The sequence below is a fragment of the Bacillus sp. FSL K6-2944 genome, assembly GCF_038005385.1.
Taxonomy (GTDB): domain Bacteria; phylum Bacillota; class Bacilli; order Bacillales; family Bacillaceae_G; genus Bacillus_A; species Bacillus_A cereus.
This window is the reverse complement of record NZ_JBBOTE010000001.1, coordinates 557067-580051: the sequence shown is the minus strand read 5'-3', so window position 1 is coordinate 580051 and position 22985 is coordinate 557067. Positions and strand designations below refer to the sequence as shown.

The following is a 22985-nucleotide window of genomic DNA, read 5'->3' as shown; positions in this document are numbered from 1 at the left end:
TAATGTTTTATAAAAAAGAGGGAATAGCTCTATATTTAAGCTATTCCCTTACTTCTATTAAAACAGATGAATGTTTTCTTTCTTGCAAGCTTCACGTAAATCGTCAGGCCATACAGAAGATTGAACTTCACCGATATGTGCTTTACGTAAGAAGTACATGCACATTCTTGATTGTCCAATGCCACCGCCGATTGTTAATGGTAGTACGTCTTCTAGTATACCTTTATGGAAATCATACTCACGTTTGAAGTCTTCACCAGTTTTCGTTAACTGCTCATCAAGTGATTTACTATCAACACGAATTCCCATTGATGATAACTCAAATGAAGATTGTAGTACTGGGTGCCAGAATAAAATGTCACCGTTTAATTTCCAATCGTCATAATCAGCTGCGCGTCCGTCATGCTTTTCACCTGAACGAAGTGCATCACCAATTCCGATAATGAAGACTGCACCGTGTTCTTTTGCAATTGCATGTTCACGATCTTTCGGTGTTAATTCTGGATATTTATCTTCTAATTCTTGAGAAGTAACGAAAACAATTTCTTCCGGTAAATACTTTCCAAGGAACGGATATTTTTCAAATAAGTGATCTTCTAAATCTTTGAATATTCCATAAATTGTTTGTACTGTTTTTTGTAAGTATTCAACAGTACGCCATTCTTTTTGAACGATTTTTTCCCAATCCCATTGGTCAACATAAATGGAATGCGTTGCATCAAGTTCTTCATCACGACGAATCGCGTTCATGTTTGTATATAAACCTTCACCAGCTTCATATCCGTATTCATGTAATGCAAATCGTTTCCATTTCGCTAGTGAATGAACAATTTCTAATTCTTCTCCTGAATGTAACATATCAAATTCAATTGGACGTTCTACACCGTTTAGGTGATCGTTTAATCCTGATTTTTTCGTTACGAATAATGGTGCAGATACGCGGAATAGTTCAAGGCGTTTTGCTAATTGGTCCTCGAAAAATGTTTTAACTTCCTTAATTGCAATTTGAGTCTCTCTTACTGTCATTAATGATTGATACATGGTGGTTTCCTCCTAAAATGTTTGGATGTTGTGAAAAGAAGCCAACAAAAAAAGCCCTTCTTTCCCAAAAAACTGGGACGAAAGGCTTTGGTTCCGCGGTACCACCCAAATTAGCAACAGAGGTTGCTCACTTATACAATACGGAGATGAAATATCTCGATACTGTTCTTCTTGTAACGGCGAAGTTCCCGGCTAAGTCTACTTTCCTATAAAGGATTTCGGTTAGCAACTCCAGGAGGTTCTTCATAATAGGCTTCGTATCAGGCTCACACCACCCCTGACTCGCTTAAACTACGTCCTACTACTACTCGTCCTTTCATAGTCGTTTTGTTGTCACATCTCTGAAACATTTTATTAATGATTATTCTATACAAAAAATAAAGAAAGTCAACAAAAAGTTTTAAAATATTTTTCAATTCTTTATTTTACGGCTTTATTGATTGTTGTTAATTTAACATCTTTACTTTTTCTGCCTCGTCATTCCAAAAAATGTTTCACTGACCGAAACTAACGTATACACAATAATTAATGTGATCGTTCGGAATATAGAATCCGCAGTATTTCTTATTATTTTCATTTTCTTTATAATTCCTTTCAGTTTACTTGCAATTTCATGATATACTATAGCATTCAAGCAGTTTGTTTTTACTTAAAACAAACATAGTCATTTATCCAGAATATTTTTCTAAAACATTGGCTATTATTAAATAAGATTTTTTATATAACGGAGTGATCATATGAGTAAAACGAAAGCAAAACCGAAAAAAGGTGTAGGACAAGGTACAGGAAGTAAAGGATGGAACCGTTGGCAATCAAGTGCAAAGAAAAAGGCAGCTGCCAAACCCTACAAAAGTAAAGGTACAAAGAAGTAATTTAAATAACATTTGATTTCTTTACTTTGTACAAAACAAAATATAATTATTACAACAAAAAAGCTATGCCCTCATAAATTTGAAGGCATAGCTTTTTTATATTAAATCATTAAAATATCTCGAATTTCTTCCTCTGTGATTGAGGACAATTTCTCTTCTCCCGGCTCAATCACTTCAGCGATTAAATTTTTCTTACTTTCTTGCAGTTCATGCATTTTCTCCTCAATTGTTCCCTGAGCTACTAGCTTTATAACTTGCACTGTATTTTTTTGTCCCATTCGATACGCCCTATCGGCCGCTTGTTGTTCAACAGCTGGATTCCACCATAAATCATATAATATTACTGTATCTGCACCAGTTAAATTAAGTCCGGTACCACCAGCTTTTAAAGAAATGAGAAATAGATCTCCTTCTCCTTCGTTAAACCGATCGCACAGCTCTACACGATCCTGCGCTGGTGTACTCCCGTCTAAATAAAAGTATGGAATTGCTTGTCGATTTAACTCACGACCAATAATGGAAAGCATCTTCGTAAATTGAGAAAAAATTAATATTCTCTTCCCTGTACTTCTACATTCCTCTAAAATCTCTAACAGTTGTTCAAATTTAGCTGAACTTCCTTTGTAATCATCAACAAATAAAGCAGGATGGCAACAAATTTGTCGCAATCTCGTTAAACCAGCTAAAATTCTAATTTTATTTTTACGTAACGTATCTTTGTCTAAATGCTTTAACGTTTCTTCCCTTAGCTTCGCTAAATAAGCAGCATAAAGACTCTTTTGATCGGGTAATAGCTCCGATGATTGTAAGTGCTCTATTTTCTCTGGCAACTCATTTAATACGTCCCCTTTTAATCGTCTTAATACGAATGGTTTCACTCGCTTCGCTATATCTTCACGCCTTAAATCACCGAACTCTTTTCTTCCTGGTAATAATTCCGGGAAGACGACATGGAAGATAGACCATAGCTCTTCTAATGAATTTTCTACAGGTGTACCAGTTAGTCCGAAACGGTATTCAGCTTGAATTGTTTTCACAGCTCTTGCCGTTTGCGTTGTAGGGTTTTTAAACGCCTGTGCTTCATCAAGAAATAGTGTATGAAATGGTCTTGCATATAATCTTATATCTCTTCTCAGTAATGGATATGACGTGATTACGACATCAAATTCCGTTATATCTTTCAAAATTTTCCGGCGCTCTGCTTGGTTTCCATCTACAATAACTGCTCTAATATGCGGGGCGAATTTTTTCAATTCACTAAACCAATTATAAACAAGAGATGATGGTGAAACGACTAATATTGGCAGTTTCTTTTCTCGAATCTCAGTCAAAACAGAATCTATAAAAGCAATGCTTTGCAACGTTTTTCCAAGTCCCATATCATCTGCTAAAATACCGCCAAAACGGTAATGAGCAAGTGTTTTCATCCATTCGAACCCATATACTTGATACTTTCTCATTTCTGCATTTAAAGTATTTGGCACAGCAAACTTTAATTTTTTCGGGTTTTGAATGTTTTCTACTAACTCTTGAACAGAATCATCCAAACTTAAAACATTGCCTTCATGAAGTCCGTTCATCCATTTTACACTTCGAATAAGCGGAACATTTACCTCTTCTCCATGTAAAAATTCTTTCCGAATACCTGATTCTTTTATAAACTGATTAATTTCATTAAACTCTTTACTCTCTAGCGATAAAAACGAACCATTCGCCAATCGATAATATTTACGTTTCTCTTCAAGGGCCGCTAATACACCTTTAATTTCTGCTTCTGGTATTCCTTTTATATCAAAACGAAATGACAACCAATCAATTCTTTCTTTTCTTCTCACTCTAATAAGAGGAACTGCATCCCCTTTACTAATTCGCAATTTGATTGCTGTAGTCGCATAAATATCAACTAAACCTTTTAATGTTGGCACAACGTGATATAAAAAATTATACTCAGCTTCTTCATTATGCATAAAGTAACCGCCTTCTGTTTTTGCAAAAGCACTTTCACTCATAATGTCTAAAATCTCTTTTTCCTTTTTCTCATCACGATTAAAAACAGACGGCTGTCCATCCTCTTCTAGCGGATTAATCATGACGTTCCCATAGTGAAATTCAAGACCTGCTAATAAGCGATTTTTCACGCGGTCTAAATACAATTTCGCTTTTAGCGAAGGTGTTTCAACACGATCCGATATTACTTCATCAATGTGTACAGTTCCGAGCTTCATTAATCCTGGTACAACTTTCGTGACGAAATGTTCCATCTTACTTTCTGGAATATAAAACTGATTACTATTTGAGCGACTCATCATCTTTTGTAATTCAATAAGTCGCATACAATCTTCAATGTGTAAGTGATATAATTTCCCATCGTAAAGTGCATTGTTATACATATCCATAACTTGTACACGATTTAAACCCTCTATATGAAGTGTAAATCCGCCATTATTTCCCTTCGTAAATTCAAAGTGTAACGGCAACAACCCTTTTGAAACTTGTAATCCCTGAAACAGTTGTTCATTTTGTTTCAGCTGTACATATTCAGCTTTAGAAAGTGAAAAGAGCATATCTTTCCATGAAGCTGGTGGTATAAATATCATACTTTCATCTTGTTTCGCGTGTACTTCTAGCGTATCTTCATACATTTTTTCGTTATGATACATTTTAATGAGCTGCTGAATAATCGCATCCGTTTCTTGTTTAAAACTATGTACATCTGGTGTATATGTAAATTCATTTGAACAATGCAAAGACTCTCTTTTCTCCACCTTAGAAAGAAATTCTCTAATATGATTTATGAAATACACTTTGGCAAGTTTCAATTGAATTCCAAGAAGAGCCCCACCACTTCTCGTAGCAACTGGTGTACATATAAACTCAATATCTAATATTTCACGTGTATCAAAACGGTGTTGTTTACTTTTTGGCCTCAGTGGTTTGTCTGCAAACAGCTGAAACATACCACTTGTCAATTGATCATTTCTGCTACTAGTGGAGCTCATTCCACCTGTTTGTTGATTATAGTTTATTTGTATTAATACTGCTGCAACATGTTGACAGTACGTTTGAAAAGACGCTAATGAAGGACAACTACATTTTGCAACAACATCACCCTTTTTGGCTTTTGCTACTGTAACATGGAAATCCTCGTTCCCTTTTACTGTCGCCTCACAAATTTCTTTATTTTCATCGTAATGATCTATTATCACTTTATTTGATTTATAATAGGCTTCACCTCTTTTATATGAGGTCTCTCCGCACACTTCTTTAATAATCGATTTATTCAATGTGAAACTCATCGCTTTGACACTTCCTTAATATAAAACCATTTTCTCTTACTTAACATTTTACATGCTCCACGAGAAAATATAAAATGTTGATTTAACAAAAGAAGATGCTTATTTATAAGCATCTTCTTCACTCTATCTCCATCAACCTCTTCGCCTCAAAATACAACACTTGAATAAACTTCTTCGTATTAATTCGCGTATGACCAGAAGATGCGAGTTCATCTTTCGTCATTTCTGTCATCCGTTTTCTAACTACGGTAAAATCGAAAAATTTTGGAGCATAGCTTTCAAATTTTGGATTTGAAAAGTCTGTTAATCCTAAAGAAGCCAAATGATTTAACGACTGATAAATAGCTCGACGTACTCTTTGTTCAGACGCTTTTTTCTCTTTATCAATATCCGCCTCTAAAGCTAGATCCCCTAATTTCCTTATCGTAATATGATGAAAAATTTCTTTTAACGCAGGAAAGCCAAACTCAAATGTCTGTGCCTTTTCTTGACCATATAAATATTCCAGCATACTAAGTAAATCTTTACTTCCATTCTCTCCCGCAATACCGAGTTCTGATAGTAAAAAGCGTCCTAAATCCCCTATCTTTTTTCCTTCTTGCACTGGTTCAGTACGCAATTGCGGCTTTTCCCACTGAAACACGTTATTCAATGATTTTTGAATATCATGTATAGAACGCTCCAATCTAATACGCTCCATCACTTTGCGTACAACAGATACAACTTCGATTTTGTTTAATGGTTTTGTAATATAATATTCTACACCAAGTGTATATGCCTCACCTATAAGCTGCTTCGATTCCACTTGAGAAATCATAATGATTTTCCCCGTGAAAGTTGACGCAATGTGACGAACTGTTTCAATTCCGTCCCTCATCGGCATCAACAAATCAATAAATAAAATATCTACTTTTTTAAAATTTAGTTGATCCGCTTCAATAAAAGCTCCGTCATCCGCCTCACCAATTACTTCTCCAAGATCTCCATCTTCAATAATTTGCGAAAGCATCGAACGGAAAACTTCATCATCGTCTACGATATAATAAAACAAATCTATTCCCCTTCCCGCTTTAAACTACCCTCTGGTAAACAAACGATAAACTTACATCCTCTTTTATTTTCTCGGCCTTCTAATCTCACTTCTCCGCCTAGCTCTGTTACCATTTCATTTATGTAAGAAAGCCCAATACCAGTTGACGGTGTTCCCGTTTGATCATACTTGGAAGTAAATCCTGGCTTAAATACTAATTTCTTATACTTTTGTGTAATACCAGGTCCATCGTCAATTACTTCAAAAAATATATGCTGATTTCTTTTATATAGCTTAATAATAACGAAACCTTTATCTTCAATTGCTTCAACTGCATTTGCAACTAAGTTATTAAAAATTGATAGCACTGTATACACGTGGTATGCAGCATGCTCACCTTCTATATGTTTAGAAAAACGTATATCCTTTTCTAGCATTTCAGCATACTTCTCGTTTATTCTAACAATCATCTCTGCTAACTCATGTCCTTCTACATATTCAGCCACATTTTTATCTAATAACAGTTTAGATAATCCTGCAAATATCCTTTGATTATCCTTTTTTATTTCATGCACTTCCCCCGCTATTTTCAATGCTGTTTTACTACTTGAATCAGCGCTTACTTGTAAATTTCGATATAGTTGATATGCTTCTTGTGTAATTAACTCCGCATTTTGTAACGTCTTTTTCAAATGAACAGATTCCACATATAAATTAGAAAGATGCATTAACATATTTTCATTTTCTTTTCGAACTTGCGATTCTTTTAATTTCGTTTCATATAAATTCATCATATTTAAAAAACCAAGTGCAAAGAAACTACGAAAAATAGCAATAATAATAAGTTTATTCACTTCAGAAATCGTTATTGTTGTACCTAGTACTAACATGTGATAAAACGCAAGTTCTGACATACTTGCAACAATTTCAATTGAAATTCCAAGGCATCCAATAATGATTGGTTTCTGATGGAACTTATTTACCCTACAAAGCGAAAAAAAACTGCCATAAATAAAATAATAGAAGAACACAGGATAACGCAAATAAAATGATTCTGTCATATGAAATGAACCTTGCATGATCCAGTCAAGACATACTCGGAATAAGACTACAGATATACCAACAAGAATACCTGCAACTCCTGCTGGTACTCTTCTTAAAAATAATAATAAAAAGAAGAATAGCGGTGTACCGAAGCTAACTCGAAACGTATCATTAAAGGGATGAAAGTTCAGCTCCCCAGCAATCGGAACAACGACCATTAATATAATTAAAAGGGACATATCTTTCTTCCATAATTGATTCCAATTCAAAGGTGACACTTCCTATACTTTTTTTCAGTAGTAAAAGTGAAAGCCCGCTTATTGTTATAAACGGGCTTTTTTTCTATATTCTAACCTTTTCTACCGCTTTTATTTGGCGATACTCTGGCTTCCACATTGCTTCTTGCACTGCCATCTTGATATCGTTATCACTTAAGTTCACTCTTGCAACACCTTCGGCAACTGCAACTTTCGCTACTTCAATTGCAACCATTTCTGAGATATTACGTAATTCTTCGACCTCTGGTAAAATAGGTGCTCCTGGCTGACTTGTATCTACCATACTTGCAACTGCTTCAGCAGCCGCTGCGAACATTCCATCCGTCATGACGCTTGCTCGTACTACAATTGTTCCAAGACCAAGCCCTGGGAAAATAAGTGCATTATTTGATTGTCCAATCACATACGTTACACCGTTATATGTAACTGGTTCAAATGGACTTCCTGTTGCAACTAACGCTCTTCCTTCTGTCCACTCGATTAAATCTGCTGGTTTTGCTTCAGCAAGTGGCGTCGGATTCGACATTGGTAAAATAATTGGTCTTTCTACGTGAGAAGCCATTTCTTTAATAATCGCTTCTTTAAATGCACCTGCAACAGTAGATGTACCAATTAAAATTGTCGGTTTTACATGTTTCACAACTTCAGCAAGTCCGATCACATCATTTTGCTTCCACCCACTTACTTCTGCTTCTTTTCTTGCGTACGGAATTTGGAAATCAAGAAGATCTTCCATATTATCTGTAACTAACCCGTTACGATCAATACACCAGAAACGCTTATATGATTCTTCTTCAGATACGCCTACGCGGACCATCGCATCTCTAACTTGATCTGCGATACCGATTCCAGCCGTACCAGCACCAAATACAACAACGCGGTGTTCACTTAGCGGTACACCAGAAGCTTTCACTGCCGATAATACTGCCGCAAGTGAAACTGCACCTGTACCTTGAATATCATCATTAAACGTACAAACATCATGACGGTATTTATCTAAAATTTTTCGTGCGTTACGAGAACTAAAGTCTTCCCAATGTAAAAGTGCTTTCGGGAATTGTTTGTTTACCGCTTGTACAAACGTATCAATAAATTCATCGTAAGCTTCACCTGTTATACGAGGGTGACGATTTCCAATATAAAATGGATTGTTTAATAGCTCCTCACGGTTTGTACCTACATCTAAAATTACCGGTAATACACGGCTAGGATCGATTCCAACTGCGGCCGTATAAACAGCTAGCTTTCCGATTGCGATGTTAATACCACCAACGCCCCAGTCACCAATTCCTAATATGCCTTCTCCATCTGTTACAACGACTAAATCAATGTTCTCAGCTGTTGCACCGATATTCGTGAATGCTTCTTCGATACCTGATGGATCGTTAATTGATAAATAAACACCACGTGGTTTACGATATTCATGACTATATCTTTGAATTGCTACACCGACAGTTGGTGTATATACAATCGGTAACATTTCACGTAAATGATCTGTTAATATACGATAAAATAATACTTCATTTCGATCATGTAACGCAGTTAAGTATACATTCTTTAATAAATCATCCGGCTGAGAACTAAATTGTTCGTATGCTCGGCGTGCCTGTTCTTCTAACGTTAAAACCGCTGGCGGTAATAACCCTTTTAAACCTAACTCTTCTCTTTCATTTTGTTTGAAAGCTACCCCTTTATTTAAAAGTGGTGTTGATAATACTTCTGCTCCTCTTAATGTTGTTTCTAATGCACCATTAGAAGCTACTGTAAACTTGCTCATAACATCCCTACCTCTATTCATATATAGCATTTCTATATTGTAAACAAAAAAGAGGGGATTGTCCCCCTCTTCTTTTAATTTTTCTTTAAAAGAGTTGCTCCTGCAATCCCTGGGTGTGTCATTTCGAATGGATCTAGAATTAACTCTAAGTCTTCTTGTGACAATACACCATTTTTCACACAAAGTTCTCGAACGGATTGGCCTGTTGCAATTGCTTCTTTCGCAACGCGAGCTGCTGCTTCATAACCGATATGAGGGTTCACGGCTGTAATAATTCCTACACTTTTCTCAACATACTCTTTTAAGCGATCTTCATTCGCTTCAATTCCTTTTAAGCAATTATCTGTAAAGGCACGGAAACCGTTATTCATAATGCTAATCGATTGCAGTAAGTTGAAAACAAGTACTGGTTCCATCACGTTTAATTCTAATTGTCCTGCTTCTGAAGCAAGGCAAATTGTATGATCATTACCTATTACTTGGAACGCAATTTGATTAATAACTTCTGGCATAACAGGATTTACTTTCCCTGGCATAATAGATGAACCTGGTTGACGAGCTGGTAACATAATTTCTGCTAAACCAACACGTGGACCTGATGCCATTAAGCGAAGGTCATTCGCAATTTTAGACATATTCATCATACATACTTTCAGTGCTGCAGATACTTCAGTATACGCATCCGTATTTTGCGTCGCATCTACTAAATCTTCTGCACCAACAAGCGGTAATTCACTGATTGCAGCTAAATGTTTTACAACTGCTTCAATGTATTCTGGATCTGCATTTAAGCCTGTACCAACTGCAGTTGCCCCCATATTTACTTCATATAAATGTTGACGCGATTGTTGAATTCGTTTCATATCACGTTCAAGTACGCGAGAGTATGCTTTAAATTCTTGTCCAAGACGGATTGGCACAGCATCTTGTAAATGTGTACGACCCATTTTAATCACATGATCAAACTGTTCTGTTTTTAATTCAAATACATCGTGCATATAACCCATCGTTTGTAATAAACCTTCTAATGCGTTTAATGTAGCGATATGAATCGCTGTTGGGAATGCATCGTTTGTTGATTGCGCCATGTTTACATGACTATTTGGACTAATATAATGATAGTCTCCCTTTTCCATCCCTAATAATTCAAGAGCACGATTGGCAATGACTTCATTTGCATTCATGTTCATTGAAGTACCCGCTCCGCCTTGGATTGGATCTACGATGAAATGATCATGCCATTTTCCATCAAGAATTTCTTGAGCAGCCTCTGCGATCGCACCGCCCTTGTTCAATTCCAATCTTCCTACATCTGTATTCGCAAGCGCTGCTGCTTTTTTTACAATTGCGAACGCTCTAATTAAGCCTTCATGGATTTTGTATCCTGTAATTGGGAAGTTTTCAACTGCACGCATTGTTTGTACGCCGTAGTATGCATAGTTTGGTACTTCTTTTTCACCTAAAAAATCTTTTTCAATTCGAACACCATTTTTAACTTCAGTTAATGTTGCCATGATTATTCACTCCTTAACGATTTCTTATGCTGCTTTTGTTTCTTTGACTGTTTCTACATATTGTTTTGCTTTCTCATTATCGAATTCGCCTTCCCACTTCGACATAACAATGGCCGCTAATGCATTTCCTAATACATTGACAGATGAGCGAATCATATCTAAAATGCGGTCAATTCCCGCAATTAACGCAATACCTTCTAGTGGTAGCCCCATCGAACCTAACGTTGCTAATACAACAACGAATGATGCACCTGGAACTCCCGCCATACCTTTGGATGTTAACATGAGAACGAATAATAACGTTATTTGCTCCGTTAGTGACATGTGCACACCGTACATTTGTGCAACAAATAATGCCGCTAACGCTTGATAAATAGCCGATCCAGTCAAGTTAAATGTATAACCTGTCGGAATTACGAAAGAGGCAACTGCCTTTGGACAACCGAACTCTTCCATTTTTCTCATTATATTAGGTAAAACAGCTTCTGAACTTGCTGTCGTAAACGAAAGAATCAGTTCTTCTTTTAAAATTTTCATTAATGTAAAAATGTTTACTCCAACCATTCGTGCATTAATACCTAATACAATCACAACGAATAGTATAACAGTTACGTATACAGCTAGCACTAGTTTTCCTAGCGGAAGTAATGTTGCTACACCAAATTTTGCAACCGTAACGGCAATTAATGCGAATACACCAAATGGTGCAAATTTCATAACTTGATTTGTAACCCAAAACATGGCTTCGAGTACACCTTCAAAGAAGTTAAAGACTGGCTTTCCTTTTTCTCCAATTGCTGCAACTCCTAAGCCGAATAGTACTGAGAAGAATATAATCGGTAATAGGTCACCTTGTGCAATCGATTCAAATACGTTTTTCGGTACAATATGAACAATTGTCTCAGCAAAACCTTTCTTCTCTGTTGCATCTGCAGTTTGTTTATAAGAAGAAATATCACTTTGCTGTAAATTACTCATATCAACGCCAGTACCTGGTTGGAATATATTCGCTGCAAGTAATCCCATTAAAATAGCAATCGTCGTAATAATTTCGAAATAAAGAATTGTCTTACCGCCTAGTTTCCCAAGCTTTTTCATATCTCCTACACCAGCTACTGCAACAATTAATGCTGAAATAACAATTGGTACTACAATCATTTTAATTAAGTGAATAAATATATCCCCAATTGGTGTGATATAAGAAATCGCCGTTTTATTGCCATAAAAGACTGCCCCTACTACAATCCCTAAAACAAGCGCGACAAAAATTTGTGTTGCCAATCCGAATTTTTTCATTTATGTTCATCCCCTTCATGCGAACGCTTTCAATTTGAATTTATAAAAGCTACTCACACATCTTATAAGCGAACCTACAAAATCATACAAAAACCTACAAGTTCGTCACAAAAAATTCAAATATTTTTCTTCTTTTTTTCATTGACACCATTTTGTTAAAAAACGATAAAATAAACTTGATAAGTAATCAGATTGTTTCGTATAATCAAAAAGATATATACTTAAAACAAATCAAAATGAAAAGGAGTGGATGTTATGAAAAACTATACAAAGCAATTCGTCCTATCTTCTTCTTTTCTTTTTCATTTTCTTAAAAAGGAACAAAGGCATTCGCCTTTGTTCCTTTTTTATTGCGATCTATATAGGGGGAATTGTTATGAGACCATATAAACGTGTCTTAATTAAATTAAGCGGCGGTGCACTTGCCGATCAAACTGGAAATAGCTTTAACTCCAAACGATTAGAACATATCGCAAACGAAATTTTATCCATTGTTGATTTAGGTATCGAAGTATCCATCGTCATTGGTGGCGGTAACATTTTTAGGGGGCATCTAGCTGAAGAATGGGGAATCGATCGAGTAGAAGCTGATAATATCGGTACGTTAGGTACAATCATTAACAGCTTAATGCTTCGCGGTGTTTTAACAAGTAAAACAAATAGAGAAGTACGCGTTATGACTTCCATCCCGTTTAATGCAGTAGCTGAACCATACATTCGCTTGCGTGCAGTCCACCATTTAGATAACGGCTATATCGTTATCTTTGGAGGCGGAAACGGGCAACCGTTCGTGACGACAGATTATCCAAGCGTACAAAGAGCTATTGAAATGAATAGCGATGCCATATTAGTCGCAAAACAAGGTGTCGACGGTGTTTTTACAAGTGATCCAAAGCATAACAAATCAGCAAAAATGTACAGCAAACTAAACTATAATGATGTCGTTAGACAAAATATACAAGTTATGGATCAAGCGGCATTACTGCTTGCCCGTGACTACAATTTACCAGCACATGTCTTTAACTTTGATGAGCCTGGAGTCATGAAAAAAATATGTTTAGGCGAACATGTGGGGACGTTGATTAATGATGATGTTACGATGTTGGTGCATGAAAAATAATGATTTCCCACCAAAAAAGGGTGCCTTTTGTAGGCACCCTTTCCTAATTCATCATCACAAATAGAAGTCAACCAATCCCGCCACTTTCTCCTTACAACGCTCCCAAAAAGATAACTTTTCAAAAAACTCTTTCGTCATTTCTTTCGAATCATGAAAATCCTCTGTTAACGCCTTATTAACTTGTCCTACAATAGGACCACCATAAATATAAAAATTCATTTCATCATTTATATTGAAGCTACGCGAAGTAAAGTTTGTTGTACCAATAACGGTTAATTCATTATCAATAAGCATTAATTTGCCATGGAACATTCCTTTTTTATACCCATATACAGTAATCCCATTATTAACAGCTTGACGTATGTATGGATACGCCGCTTCTTTTATAAGAGGTAGATCTGGTTTATATGACCAAAGTATTTTTACTGTAACACCACGCTTTTGTGCTGCGATTAAAGCATTCATGGATTCTTTATTTTTTGCTATAAAATACGGCGTTGCAATTACAATGGAGTGCTGAGCTTGTTTTATGAGCTCTATATATTTTTCAGCAACGTAATGCCCATTGTAACTAGTCATAGTATGTAATGTATTCCCTTCACTAGCTTTATTCGTACTCCTCTTTATCTCTTCTTTCGTATCTCGTTTCCAATCTAAAGCAAACTGCTCTTCTAAATCTTTTGCTCCTTCTCCTTTAAGCCGTACATGATAATCACGCCAATATCCAAATCGCTTATCTTTCCCTAAGTACTCATCTCCTATATTAAATCCGCCTGTATAGCCAATCTCCCCATCAATCGTCGTAATACGGCGATGATTACGATGGTGAAGTGAATAAAATCCGAATGGCAATGCAGGTTTTCTACTATATGTAAAATGCACACCACTTTCCCGCAATTCATTTATCATCTTTCTTTCAAATGATAAATCATTAATGCGATCAACTGATAAATAGACGTTTACTCCTTCTTTTGCCTTCTCTTTTAATAAGTTTAAAAAAGTATGACTACTTTTATCATCCGACAAAATGAAGAAATAAGTGTAAATGGAGCTTTTGGCTTCTCTTATATCAGTAAATAATTGTTTATAAAAAGACTTTCCTTCCACATATAATTGAAAGTCACTATAATGAGGCGCATACTCTGTCGGCATGTTTTTCCCGGCTTCCATTTTTCTTCCGAGTGTAACGTCAATATGCATCCAAATTAAAATAAAAACGAAAATAGCAATAGCAATAGAAGTAACTCGCAATATTTTTTTAATCATTTTGATTTCCTTCCGATCATTTTCTTTCCACCTTTCTATTTTGTCATTCAAATTTAGATTTCATGCTTCATACAAAAAAGGATGTGACTTAACGTCACATCCTTTTCACATTAAACAAAATTCCTCGCATCATTATTTCTTCCAAACTTATAAATAGCAATTAAGAAGAATGCAATTGCGAAAGCGAATAAAATTAAAATGTTTAAATACAACTCCGAGAATGGTATTCCTTGTTGTAGTTTCGATACTGTGTCTAACAACCAGCGCTGTGGAAGAAAATTAGCTACTTTTTGTACTGCACTTGGCATAATGTCATATGGGAAATAACAACCCGCTAGTAAGCATGTTGGTACAATGACCATGTTTTGCATCGTATTTGCCGATGCTGAGTTTTTCGAAAAAGCTACAAGGACTAATGATATTCCAATTGCGATTAATGCAAATAGCATTAGTACGCCCATCATCACTATGAAAGGCATATTGATATTCGTATGAAAAACATTCGTTAGGAATAGGATTGTAATCAAAATTTGTACTGTTAGTATTATCATATTTACCCCGACATTAGATAATATGAACTTCTTCCCATCTATCGGCGTTGATAATAGTCTAAAGTACGTTCTATTCTCTTTTTCTTTTAAAATATGACCTGATAAGTTCGCTGCTGAAAACAGCATAAACATAATAAGGTAACCCATCGTTTGATTTGTCATATCTTTATTTTTCGAAGTATCTTCTAGCGTCTCAGTTTTCATTTTAAATGAACTTTTTTGATACCCTGCGTACATATTGTCGAATGTACTTTGATCTGTTCCTGCTACTTTACTAATAGCTGCTATATTATCAATATAATTATATAAATATGATTTTATAAATCCTGTTACTTGATCACCTTTAATCGATGAAATTTCAATATGCTCTGGTTTCCCTTCTCGAACACTTTTTGAAAAACCAGAATCTAATGTAATAACTCCATCAAGTTTTTTGGAAGTGAGTTTATCTTCTACTTCAGACTCCTTAACCTTACTCACATTCACATGATTTAATCCTTCTAAAAACTTTATCGTATCATTTGCTATTGGCTCATTTTCTTTATTTACAATCCCGATATTTAACGTTCCTTGCCCTGCATTTCCATATATCGAAAAGGAAATGAGCGTCCCTATTATCGGCAAGCTAATTATAATGAGTAAACTTTTTTTATTTTTCAAAAGCACAGATAACGTTTTTTGTATGAGCCATAAAATATCCTTCATGCTATAGCCCCTCCCGTCTACGTAATGCAATAATTGCAATTAATAAAAAGAGTGCTGAAATTCCAATGTTTAAAGAAATGACTGGTAGTGCTGCCCCTACATCATTTGCATAAATAATTTTCATAACAGCTGTATTTGCCCAAGTTAATGGCGATAAATTCGTAACGAAATTTTCTTCTACTACGAAATATGCACCTCCAAAAATAGAAGCTAATTGCACAACAACCATAATAATTGCCCTAGACGCTTCAGCTGTTTTCGTGATATATCCGACTCCTAAACCGAAGCTAATTGCTAGAAAGACTTGTGTTAATAAAATAAGAAATATAATTCCAAGATGGTCGCCCCAATTCGCTTGAAAAACAAATTTACTAAATAACATGACGAGTAATATGCACAGGGCATTTGCTACTAGGCTACCAAGTACTTTTCCAATGAATATTTCAGCTTTACTTATAGGTGCAGCAATGAGACGATCTCCTGTTTTACGTATTCGTTCTCCTCGAATTAAAGAACTCGCTCCCATCGCAGCATATAGTGCAATCATCGTTGTCATTACAACCGCATAGTAATCCATAGAACCTGGTTTTTTCGCAGCTTGTAAAGATGTTTCTTTTATATAATCATTATGATTTCCGTTTGAAATAACCGTACTAACCTTAGTAGGATCTACTTTTGCAACTTCGACCGCTACATTGTACTTATCAACAAATGTTGTAAGCATTCCTTCCACAATACTTCCCTCAATACTACTTTTGTCACTCCCATAAAATTTTGCACCATCTTTATTTAACTCTACATAAGCGGCATATTTATTTTGCTTCACTTCTTCTTTCCCATCTATACTGCCGGAAGCTTGTTTAAAATGAATACCTGATTTATCCACTTCTTTCGTAAATGCTTCAAATGATTGAGAAAACGTGCTACTCGCTTCATCTTTATATAGCACTTGTATATCTTTAATCGAATGACTATCACTATTAAATGCGTTGGTTAACGCTGTTCCTAACACAAGCATAAGCACAATCGGAAATGCTAACATAAAAACTAAAGTTCTTACGTCTCTGAAATCTCTTTTAATATGCATAATTGCAATATTGAAGATGTTCAATTGATGAACCTCCCTTTACCTTTTCTTCATTTACTTTTTATTTATCTCGTAAGTTTCTTCCTGTCAATGTAAGGAATACTGTTTCTAAGTTGGGAGCCTGCTCCTCTAATGAACGAATTTCAATATCATGATTGATACAGTGTTGAATGATTTTATTTAAATTATTTAATCCCGCATCAGAATTCACTTTAATTACGTTTTCTTCAATTTGAACTGCTTTCACACCGTTTATCTCTTTTAATTTTTCTACATCTAAATTCTCTACCGATTTCACTTCAATCCAAATATCTTTCGTGTCAGTAATAATTGCTTTTAACTGTTCTTTCGTACCTTCTGCAATTACTTTACCGTGATCTACTATCGCTATTTTCGTACAAATCTCTTCTACCTCTTCCATGTAGTGACTCGTATAAATAATTGTACTTCCCATTTCATTTAATTTACGTACTGACTGCAAAATGTAGTTTCTTGACTGTGGATCAATTCCAACTGTCGGCTCATCCATAATAATTAACTTCGGTCTATGAGCAATTGCACAAGCGATATTCAGTCTTCGCTTCATCCCACCAGAAAAGTTCTTCGGATAGCTTTTCTGTTTATCACTAAGTCCTACAAATTGAAGAGCTTCCTCTACCCTAGCTTTTAATTCGGCTCCTCGTAACCCGTACAATCCAGCAAAGAATTTCACATTTTCATAGGCAGTTAACTCTTCATAAATCGCAATATCTTGCGGAACAATACCGATATTCATTTTCGCAAATCGATTATGTTTCTTTATATTTTTTCCTAGTATGCTAATCTCACCTTCATTACTTCTTAACAAACCAGCAATCATATTTATCGTTGTACTCTTACCAGCACCATTTGATCCTAAAAAGCCAAATATTTCTCCTTCTTTAATAGATAAAGACATATTATCAACTGCGATGAAATCACCAAATTTTTTCGTTAAATTTTTAATTTCTAATGTATTCATCATTTTCACCCCTATTTCGGTTTCTCTGCTTTTAGTATAAACAAAAAGAATGAACCTGCTCAGTGCAGAAGTTCATTCTTTTCACATGAGAATATTCACTTTTTTCATATGAGATGGTTCATCCTCGTACCATTCTCTTTATATTGGCAACAACATCGTTACTGAAAAACCACTTGTCCCATCTACAATAATTTTTCCGTTTACAGACGCCGTTCGCTCCTCCATCCCCATAATACCGAGACCTTTTTTAACAAGAGCTACCCCTTTTCCGTTATCCTTCACTTGCACCTTAACCATCTTGTTAAGTACATGAATATCTATAGAAATAACTGTCGCATCAGCATATTTCATTGCATTTGTTAGTGCTTCTGTAACATTCTCACCGATAATTTTCCACTGAATGGGAGAAATCATATCTAAGTTCCCTTTGTATACAAAAGGAATATTCACATCATTCTTACCGGCAAATTCCTCTATGAATAATTTCATACGATGAATGCCAATTTGCTCAGTTGGAGGCTTCATATTTTTTAATGTAATGCGAATACTTTCAATTCCATCTTTTGAAATGTGAATTGCATTTTGTAATAACTCCGCAGATTTTTCTTTATCTATTTCCATTAACCTTTTTGCTGCTTCCATTTGAATAAGTGCACCCGTCATCGAGTGACCAATTTTATCATGAATTTCTTGCGATAACCGATTTCTCTCTTCTAGCTTAAATGTGTATTCAGATTGTCTTATGTACTCTTTATTTTCATGTAAGCTTTTCGTAAGTCGTTGCATATCTTTTCGCATCTTATCATTTTGCGATTCAAGCTTTACTACACGCGATATATATCGATCTGCTATAGTTAAAACGAGAAAAGAAAATGCAACAATTAATCCATAAGTCATTCGAATACTTTCATCTGCAATCGTAATTGGGAGCATCATAACAACAAAGCGTGGCCAATTCTTTTCTATGTAATGGAATGTAATTTCGTATAAGTTCAAAGGTAAAAACAAAATAAAAAATGGATGAACCCTCCATGTAAATAACATAATTATGCCAATTGACATACAGATTAATAATTTTTTATACGTATCTTTTTTAAATATAGAAATCATTACGTTTACAGAGAGGTAAATAAGTAAAGTAAATATAACCCAAGGTAAATTTACTACATTTGCGTAAATATAACTAAACACAATATATAAAAAGACAATTAATTTACTTACAGTTAGCCAAAATTCCATATCACTAATCTACTTTCCCTGTTAAGTAATAAATCGCAATTTGTGTGCGATGTTCAAGTCCAGTTTTCCCTAAAACTGACGTAATATAATTTGCAATTGTTCCTTCAGATATAAAAAGCTGTTTCGAAATTTCTTTATTCGAGAAACCTTTTGCAATTAATGCGATAATACTAAGCTCCCTTTCTGTGAAAAGGCTCTTATCAATTTTACATTCTTCCTCTTTACTTTCCATTAAATTAGACTTAATTTTATCGAGGACAACATCTTGCATAACAGTTTGACCGTTATATACTCCTTTTATCGCATCACGAATACGCTCCGGATCGTTATTTTTTAACAAATAACCTTTCGCTCCGTTTTTTACTGCATCCAAAATATATTCATCATCATCAAACGTCGTTAAAATAAGCGGTTTTGTTTTCGTCTCTTCACAAATGAACTTCGTCGCCTCTACCCCGTTCATATTTGGCATGCGAACATCTAAAAGAGCAATATCAACTTCATGCTTTTTACAATATGCTACAGCTTCTTCCCCATCATTTACAGTATCTACTACTTCGAACTCTTCGTATGTATTTAAAATAATTTTCATGCCCTCTCTAATAAAAGAGTTATCATCCGCTATTAATATTTTAATTTTCATGTTTGTTAGTATGGCCCTTCCCCTACTAACATTCACATCCTTTCTCCGTGTAACATTTCCTACTTGCTCATTATATACTTCTCTTTACCATTTTTTCACACCTTTTTTCATCTAGCTCTCCTGCAAAAAATATATTATTCTTTTTTTTACAATATGTGTAGGGTGACTTATCATTCTTTACGTCTATATAATAGAATGCGTCAAAAAGGAGGGAGAGACCCATTGAGGAAAAACAATTAATTGAAAAAGCACAGCAAGGAAGCGAGCATGCTTTTCGTATCCTTGTACAAACATATCGTCACTATATTTTTCAAGTTATCTTTTCTATTTTAAGACATGAAGAAGATGCGAAAGATGTTACACAAGAAGTATTCGTAAAAATTCACACCTCTCTCCCAAATTATCAATTTCGCGGATTAAAAACGTGGATGGCGCGTATTGCCACCAATCACGCTATTGATTATAAGAGGAAGAAAGCTAGAGAAAGTGAAGAACTCTCCTTATGTAAAGAAGCTGAGGAAAATATAAAGTCCTCTCATAATATTGAGGCTTTATTATTGACGAAAGAGCAGAAATTACTCATTGCTCAAAAACTGAGAGAACTTCCCGAAAATTACCGTGACGTCGTTCTCGCACATTACTTAGAAGAAAAAAGTTATCAAGAAATTGCTTTACAGGAAAACATCGAAGTAAAAACAGTCGAAATGAAACTGTATCGGGCACGAAAATGGATTAAAAAACATTGGAAGGAGGAAGAGTTTCTATGATGCATTATTCAAAAGAAGATTGGCGCAATTATACATTAGATTTTATAGAAAACAATAAACGTGAATCTATGGAAGAACATCTTTACGAATGTGATCATTGTTTAACACTTTATATGGAAAGTATTGATGAACAACATGAAAACCTTCCAATGATAAATGATGATTCATTTACGAACGAAGTTATGACGCAAATTAATTTTGAAACGCTACAACCTAATGAAAATATAAAAACAAACTCACTAAAACGCACAATTATTCACTACATAATTGCGACTGCAGCTACAATTATTTTTATGGTAAGTGGTTTATTCCAATATATTTTTACAGCGACATCAAATTTCGAGAAATCTTCAAAACATAACGAGTCTTCTATCTCACAACAAATTGTAAACAAATCGGTAGATACATCAAAAAAGGACGGAGGTTTAAAGCATGAATAAAAACCCCTTTTTAGCACTTGTATTAGGGCTAATTCCTGGGCTTGGACATTTATACTTAAAAAAGCTAGGACGGTTTATTTTATATAGCGGAGGATCTTTATTTCTATTCTCCTTTGCAGTATTTTGTACCATAGTAGTAAGAGAACGTGATATTGCTTTTCTTTCTCTATTTTTACTAGCTGTTCTATGGGTAATTAACTTACTAGATTTAGTTATCACCATTATAAAACAAACGAAAAAACAAGAAGCTGGAGAATTGATAAATTCCTCTAAAGAGAGCGAACGATTTTATATCATTCTCCTATCCATCATCCCTGGACTTGGCCATTTCCAATTAGGACTTATGCAACGCGGTCTTACGTTTTTAGTCGCTTGCGCTGGCTTAGGCAGCATGATTATATTTGTGACATTATTAACATCTCAAGAAAGTTTCCTTATCTTTCTTATTACGTTACCTGTTTTATGGATTTATAATTTCTTTGACGTTGTTCAGCAACTACAGAAAAAAGAACGCGACGAGCAATTAATTGACCGTACTATTTTCGAAGATTTTGAAGAACATCGAGAGCAAGGAAAGAAAAGTAAAACATTTGCTTCTATTTTAGCGATGTTCCCTGGAGCAGGTCATATGTATTTAGGTTTACAACGCCGTGGTCTTCAGCTTATGGCAGCCTTTTTACTATCTATTTATTTACTCGACTTATTAAGACTTTCTGCGTTTTTATTTTTAGTACCAATCATTTGGTTCTATAGCTTTTTTGATGCGTTACAGCAAACAGCAAAATACGGAAAAGAACGAGTACAAGACGAACCCATTATCGATTATTTTATAAATCATCAAAGATGGATCGGTATCGGATTAATTACACTCGGTGGTTATTATTTATTAAATCAAACAGTCCTTCCTATTTTGAATGATTATTTTGTAACTATATTTAATATTCATCTTAGTGAACTATATTATCGCTATTTCCAGACATCTATCGTTGCGCTCCTTTTAATTGGCGGCGGCTTTAAATTGTTACTTGGAAATAAAGAAAACAAAGGTGGGACAAGCGAATGAGGACTTGGCGTGTTGGAACATTCTCAATGGGGCTTTCTATTATATCGTTAGGGTGCTTTTTACTATTTTCAGTCGTAAAAGGAATTCAAGTATTAGATACACTAACTGCATGGTGGCCAGTTTTACTTATCATACTTGGAGCTGAAGTTTTACTATACCTTCTATTTTCTAAGAAGGAACAATCATTTATTAAATATGATATTTTTAGTATTTTCTTTATCGGTGTTTTAGGAAGCGTCGGAATTGCTTTTTACTGTTTATTATCAACTGGATTACTAGAAGAAGTTCGTCACTCTATTAACACAACGAGGCAAACGAGTAATATTCCAGACGGACAATTTGATATACCTGAATCTATCAAAAAAATCGTAGTAGATGCAGGCCATCAACCTCTAACGATAGAGGGAAATAATACAAATCAAATTCATCTTTTGGGAACTTATGAAATGACAACGAAAGCAAATGAAAAACTCAATTTAAAACGAGATGATTTCCTTTCAGTTCAAACGGCTGGAGAAACGATGTATATCACTTTAAAATCATTACCTGTTCAGCATACGTTATTTAATTCAGCACCACAGGTGAAACCAACGCTTGTTCTTCCGCAAAATAAAAATGTGGAAATCCGTGCTTCCAATAACGAACTATCTCTTTATCCAGGTCAATTACAAAATAATTGGTTTGTACAGGAAAGCTCAAGAGTGTCTGTCCATCTTGCAAAAGAAAGTGATGTATCTTTAACAGCAGTAACGAATCAAAAAGAAACACATGGAAGTACACCTTGGGAACAAGTAGAAGATTTAACGAAAAACGAAAATACTTCTTCAGAAGAACATCCAGAATTAAACACCCAAGAACATTGGTATAAAAATTCGATTAAAACTGGAAATGGGACGTACAAGTTAAATATTGAGAAAGCTTATAATTTGAATATGAGTGTTCTCGAAAAATAAAAA

19 protein-coding genes and 1 other annotated feature are annotated in these 22985 nt (G+C 35.0%); of the genes, 6 read left to right on the top strand and 13 right to left on the bottom strand.

The features are described from left to right. Positions 1-57: 57 nt before the first annotated feature. Positions 58-1041, bottom strand: a complete 984-nt coding sequence (asnA, locus tag MHH55_RS03095) for an aspartate--ammonia ligase (protein WP_000284917.1) — start codon at positions 1039-1041, stop codon at positions 58-60. Between the two features lie 70 nt (positions 1042-1111). Further along, positions 1112-1370, bottom strand: a binding site (T-box leader). Positions 1371-1778: 408 nt separating this feature from the next. On the opposite strand from asnA, the gene MHH55_RS03090 reads away from it, so the two are divergent. Continuing rightward, positions 1779-1913 (top strand): DUF3934 domain-containing protein, encoded by a 135-nt coding sequence (locus MHH55_RS03090; RefSeq protein WP_000047588.1) that lies wholly within the window; start codon positions 1779-1781, stop codon positions 1911-1913. Positions 1914-2014: 101 nt separating this feature from the next. Here MHH55_RS03090 and MHH55_RS03085 read toward each other — a convergent pair whose 3' ends face one another. From MHH55_RS03085 to MHH55_RS03060, 6 genes are all read right to left on the bottom strand, one after another. Continuing rightward, positions 2015-5209, bottom strand: a complete 3195-nt coding sequence (locus MHH55_RS03085) for a DEAD/DEAH box helicase (protein WP_078186201.1) — start codon at positions 5207-5209, stop codon at positions 2015-2017. 118 nt (positions 5210-5327) lie between these two features. Then, positions 5328-6260: a response regulator gene (locus tag MHH55_RS03080; protein ID WP_000500302.1), complete on the bottom strand. Its 933-nt coding sequence runs from the start codon at positions 6258-6260 to the stop codon at positions 5328-5330. 2 nt (positions 6261-6262) lie between these two features. Then, positions 6263-7561, bottom strand: a complete 1299-nt coding sequence (locus MHH55_RS03075) for a sensor histidine kinase (protein ID WP_078186202.1) — start codon at positions 7559-7561, stop codon at positions 6263-6265. Between the two features lie 64 nt (positions 7562-7625). Beyond that, on the bottom strand, positions 7626-9338 hold the full coding sequence (malS, locus tag MHH55_RS03070; protein ID WP_139362401.1) for an oxaloacetate-decarboxylating malate dehydrogenase: 1713 nt from the start codon (positions 9336-9338) through the stop codon (positions 7626-7628). A gap of 74 nt (positions 9339-9412) precedes the next feature. Further along, positions 9413-10852, bottom strand: a complete 1440-nt coding sequence (gene aspA / locus MHH55_RS03065) for an aspartate ammonia-lyase (RefSeq protein WP_078186203.1) — start codon at positions 10850-10852, stop codon at positions 9413-9415. Between the two features lie 24 nt (positions 10853-10876). Then, a complete protein-coding gene (locus MHH55_RS03060) occupies positions 10877-12148 on the bottom strand; it encodes a cation:dicarboxylate symporter family transporter (protein ID WP_000713293.1) in 1272 nt (423 codons plus the stop codon). A gap of 376 nt (positions 12149-12524) precedes the next feature. Here MHH55_RS03060 and pyrH point away from each other — a divergent pair, with 376 nt between their 5' ends. Next, positions 12525-13268 (top strand): UMP kinase, encoded by a 744-nt coding sequence (gene pyrH, locus MHH55_RS03055; protein WP_001248059.1) that lies wholly within the window; start codon positions 12525-12527, stop codon positions 13266-13268. A 54-nt stretch (positions 13269-13322) separates the two neighbouring features. Here the strand turns inward: pyrH and cls are convergent, their stop codons facing one another. From cls to MHH55_RS03025, 6 genes are all read right to left on the bottom strand, one after another. Then, the gene (gene cls, locus MHH55_RS03050) at positions 13323-14534 is read right to left on the bottom strand and encodes a cardiolipin synthase (RefSeq protein WP_134266062.1); all 1212 of its coding nucleotides are present in this window, start codon (positions 14532-14534) and stop codon (positions 13323-13325) included. Between the two features lie 110 nt (positions 14535-14644). Further along, positions 14645-15790 (bottom strand): ABC transporter permease, encoded by a 1146-nt coding sequence (locus MHH55_RS03045; RefSeq protein WP_078186204.1) that lies wholly within the window; start codon positions 15788-15790, stop codon positions 14645-14647. A gap of 1 nt (position 15791) precedes the next feature. Continuing rightward, complete coding sequence (locus MHH55_RS03040; RefSeq protein WP_078186205.1) at positions 15792-16901, bottom strand: ABC transporter permease; 1110 nt, start codon at positions 16899-16901, stop codon at positions 15792-15794. A 37-nt stretch (positions 16902-16938) separates the two neighbouring features. Then, positions 16939-17877: an ABC transporter ATP-binding protein gene (locus tag MHH55_RS03035; RefSeq protein ID WP_001093818.1), complete on the bottom strand. Its 939-nt coding sequence runs from the start codon at positions 17875-17877 to the stop codon at positions 16939-16941. Between the two features lie 138 nt (positions 17878-18015). After that, positions 18016-19116, bottom strand: a complete 1101-nt coding sequence (locus MHH55_RS03030) for a sensor histidine kinase (protein WP_000397690.1) — start codon at positions 19114-19116, stop codon at positions 18016-18018. Positions 19117-19120: 4 nt separating this feature from the next. Continuing rightward, the gene (locus MHH55_RS03025) at positions 19121-19759 is read right to left on the bottom strand and encodes a response regulator transcription factor (RefSeq protein ID WP_000694093.1); all 639 of its coding nucleotides are present in this window, start codon (positions 19757-19759) and stop codon (positions 19121-19123) included. A gap of 221 nt (positions 19760-19980) precedes the next feature. Here MHH55_RS03025 and MHH55_RS03020 point away from each other — a divergent pair, with 221 nt between their 5' ends. Genes MHH55_RS03020 through exsE form a run of 4 tightly spaced genes read left to right on the top strand, consistent with a single transcriptional unit; the run spans position 19981 to position 22982 of the window. Beyond that, the gene (locus MHH55_RS03020) at positions 19981-20526 is read left to right on the top strand and encodes an RNA polymerase sigma factor (RefSeq protein WP_256737415.1); all 546 of its coding nucleotides are present in this window, start codon (positions 19981-19983) and stop codon (positions 20524-20526) included. Beyond that, positions 20523-20966 carry a hypothetical protein gene (locus MHH55_RS03015; RefSeq protein ID WP_000972341.1) on the top strand — a complete coding sequence of 148 codons (444 nt, stop codon included), beginning with the start codon at positions 20523-20525 and terminating at the stop codon, positions 20964-20966. Before MHH55_RS03020 ends, MHH55_RS03015 begins: the two co-directional genes overlap by 4 nt. Beyond that, on the top strand, positions 20959-22029 hold the full coding sequence (locus MHH55_RS03010; protein ID WP_078186206.1) for a hypothetical protein: 1071 nt from the start codon (positions 20959-20961) through the stop codon (positions 22027-22029). Before MHH55_RS03015 ends, MHH55_RS03010 begins: the two co-directional genes overlap by 8 nt. Beyond that, positions 22026-22982, top strand: a complete 957-nt coding sequence (gene exsE, locus MHH55_RS03005) for an exosporium protein ExsE (protein WP_001261429.1) — start codon at positions 22026-22028, stop codon at positions 22980-22982. The genes MHH55_RS03010 and exsE overlap by 4 nt, the downstream gene beginning before the upstream one ends. Positions 22983-22985: the final 3 nt, after the last annotated feature.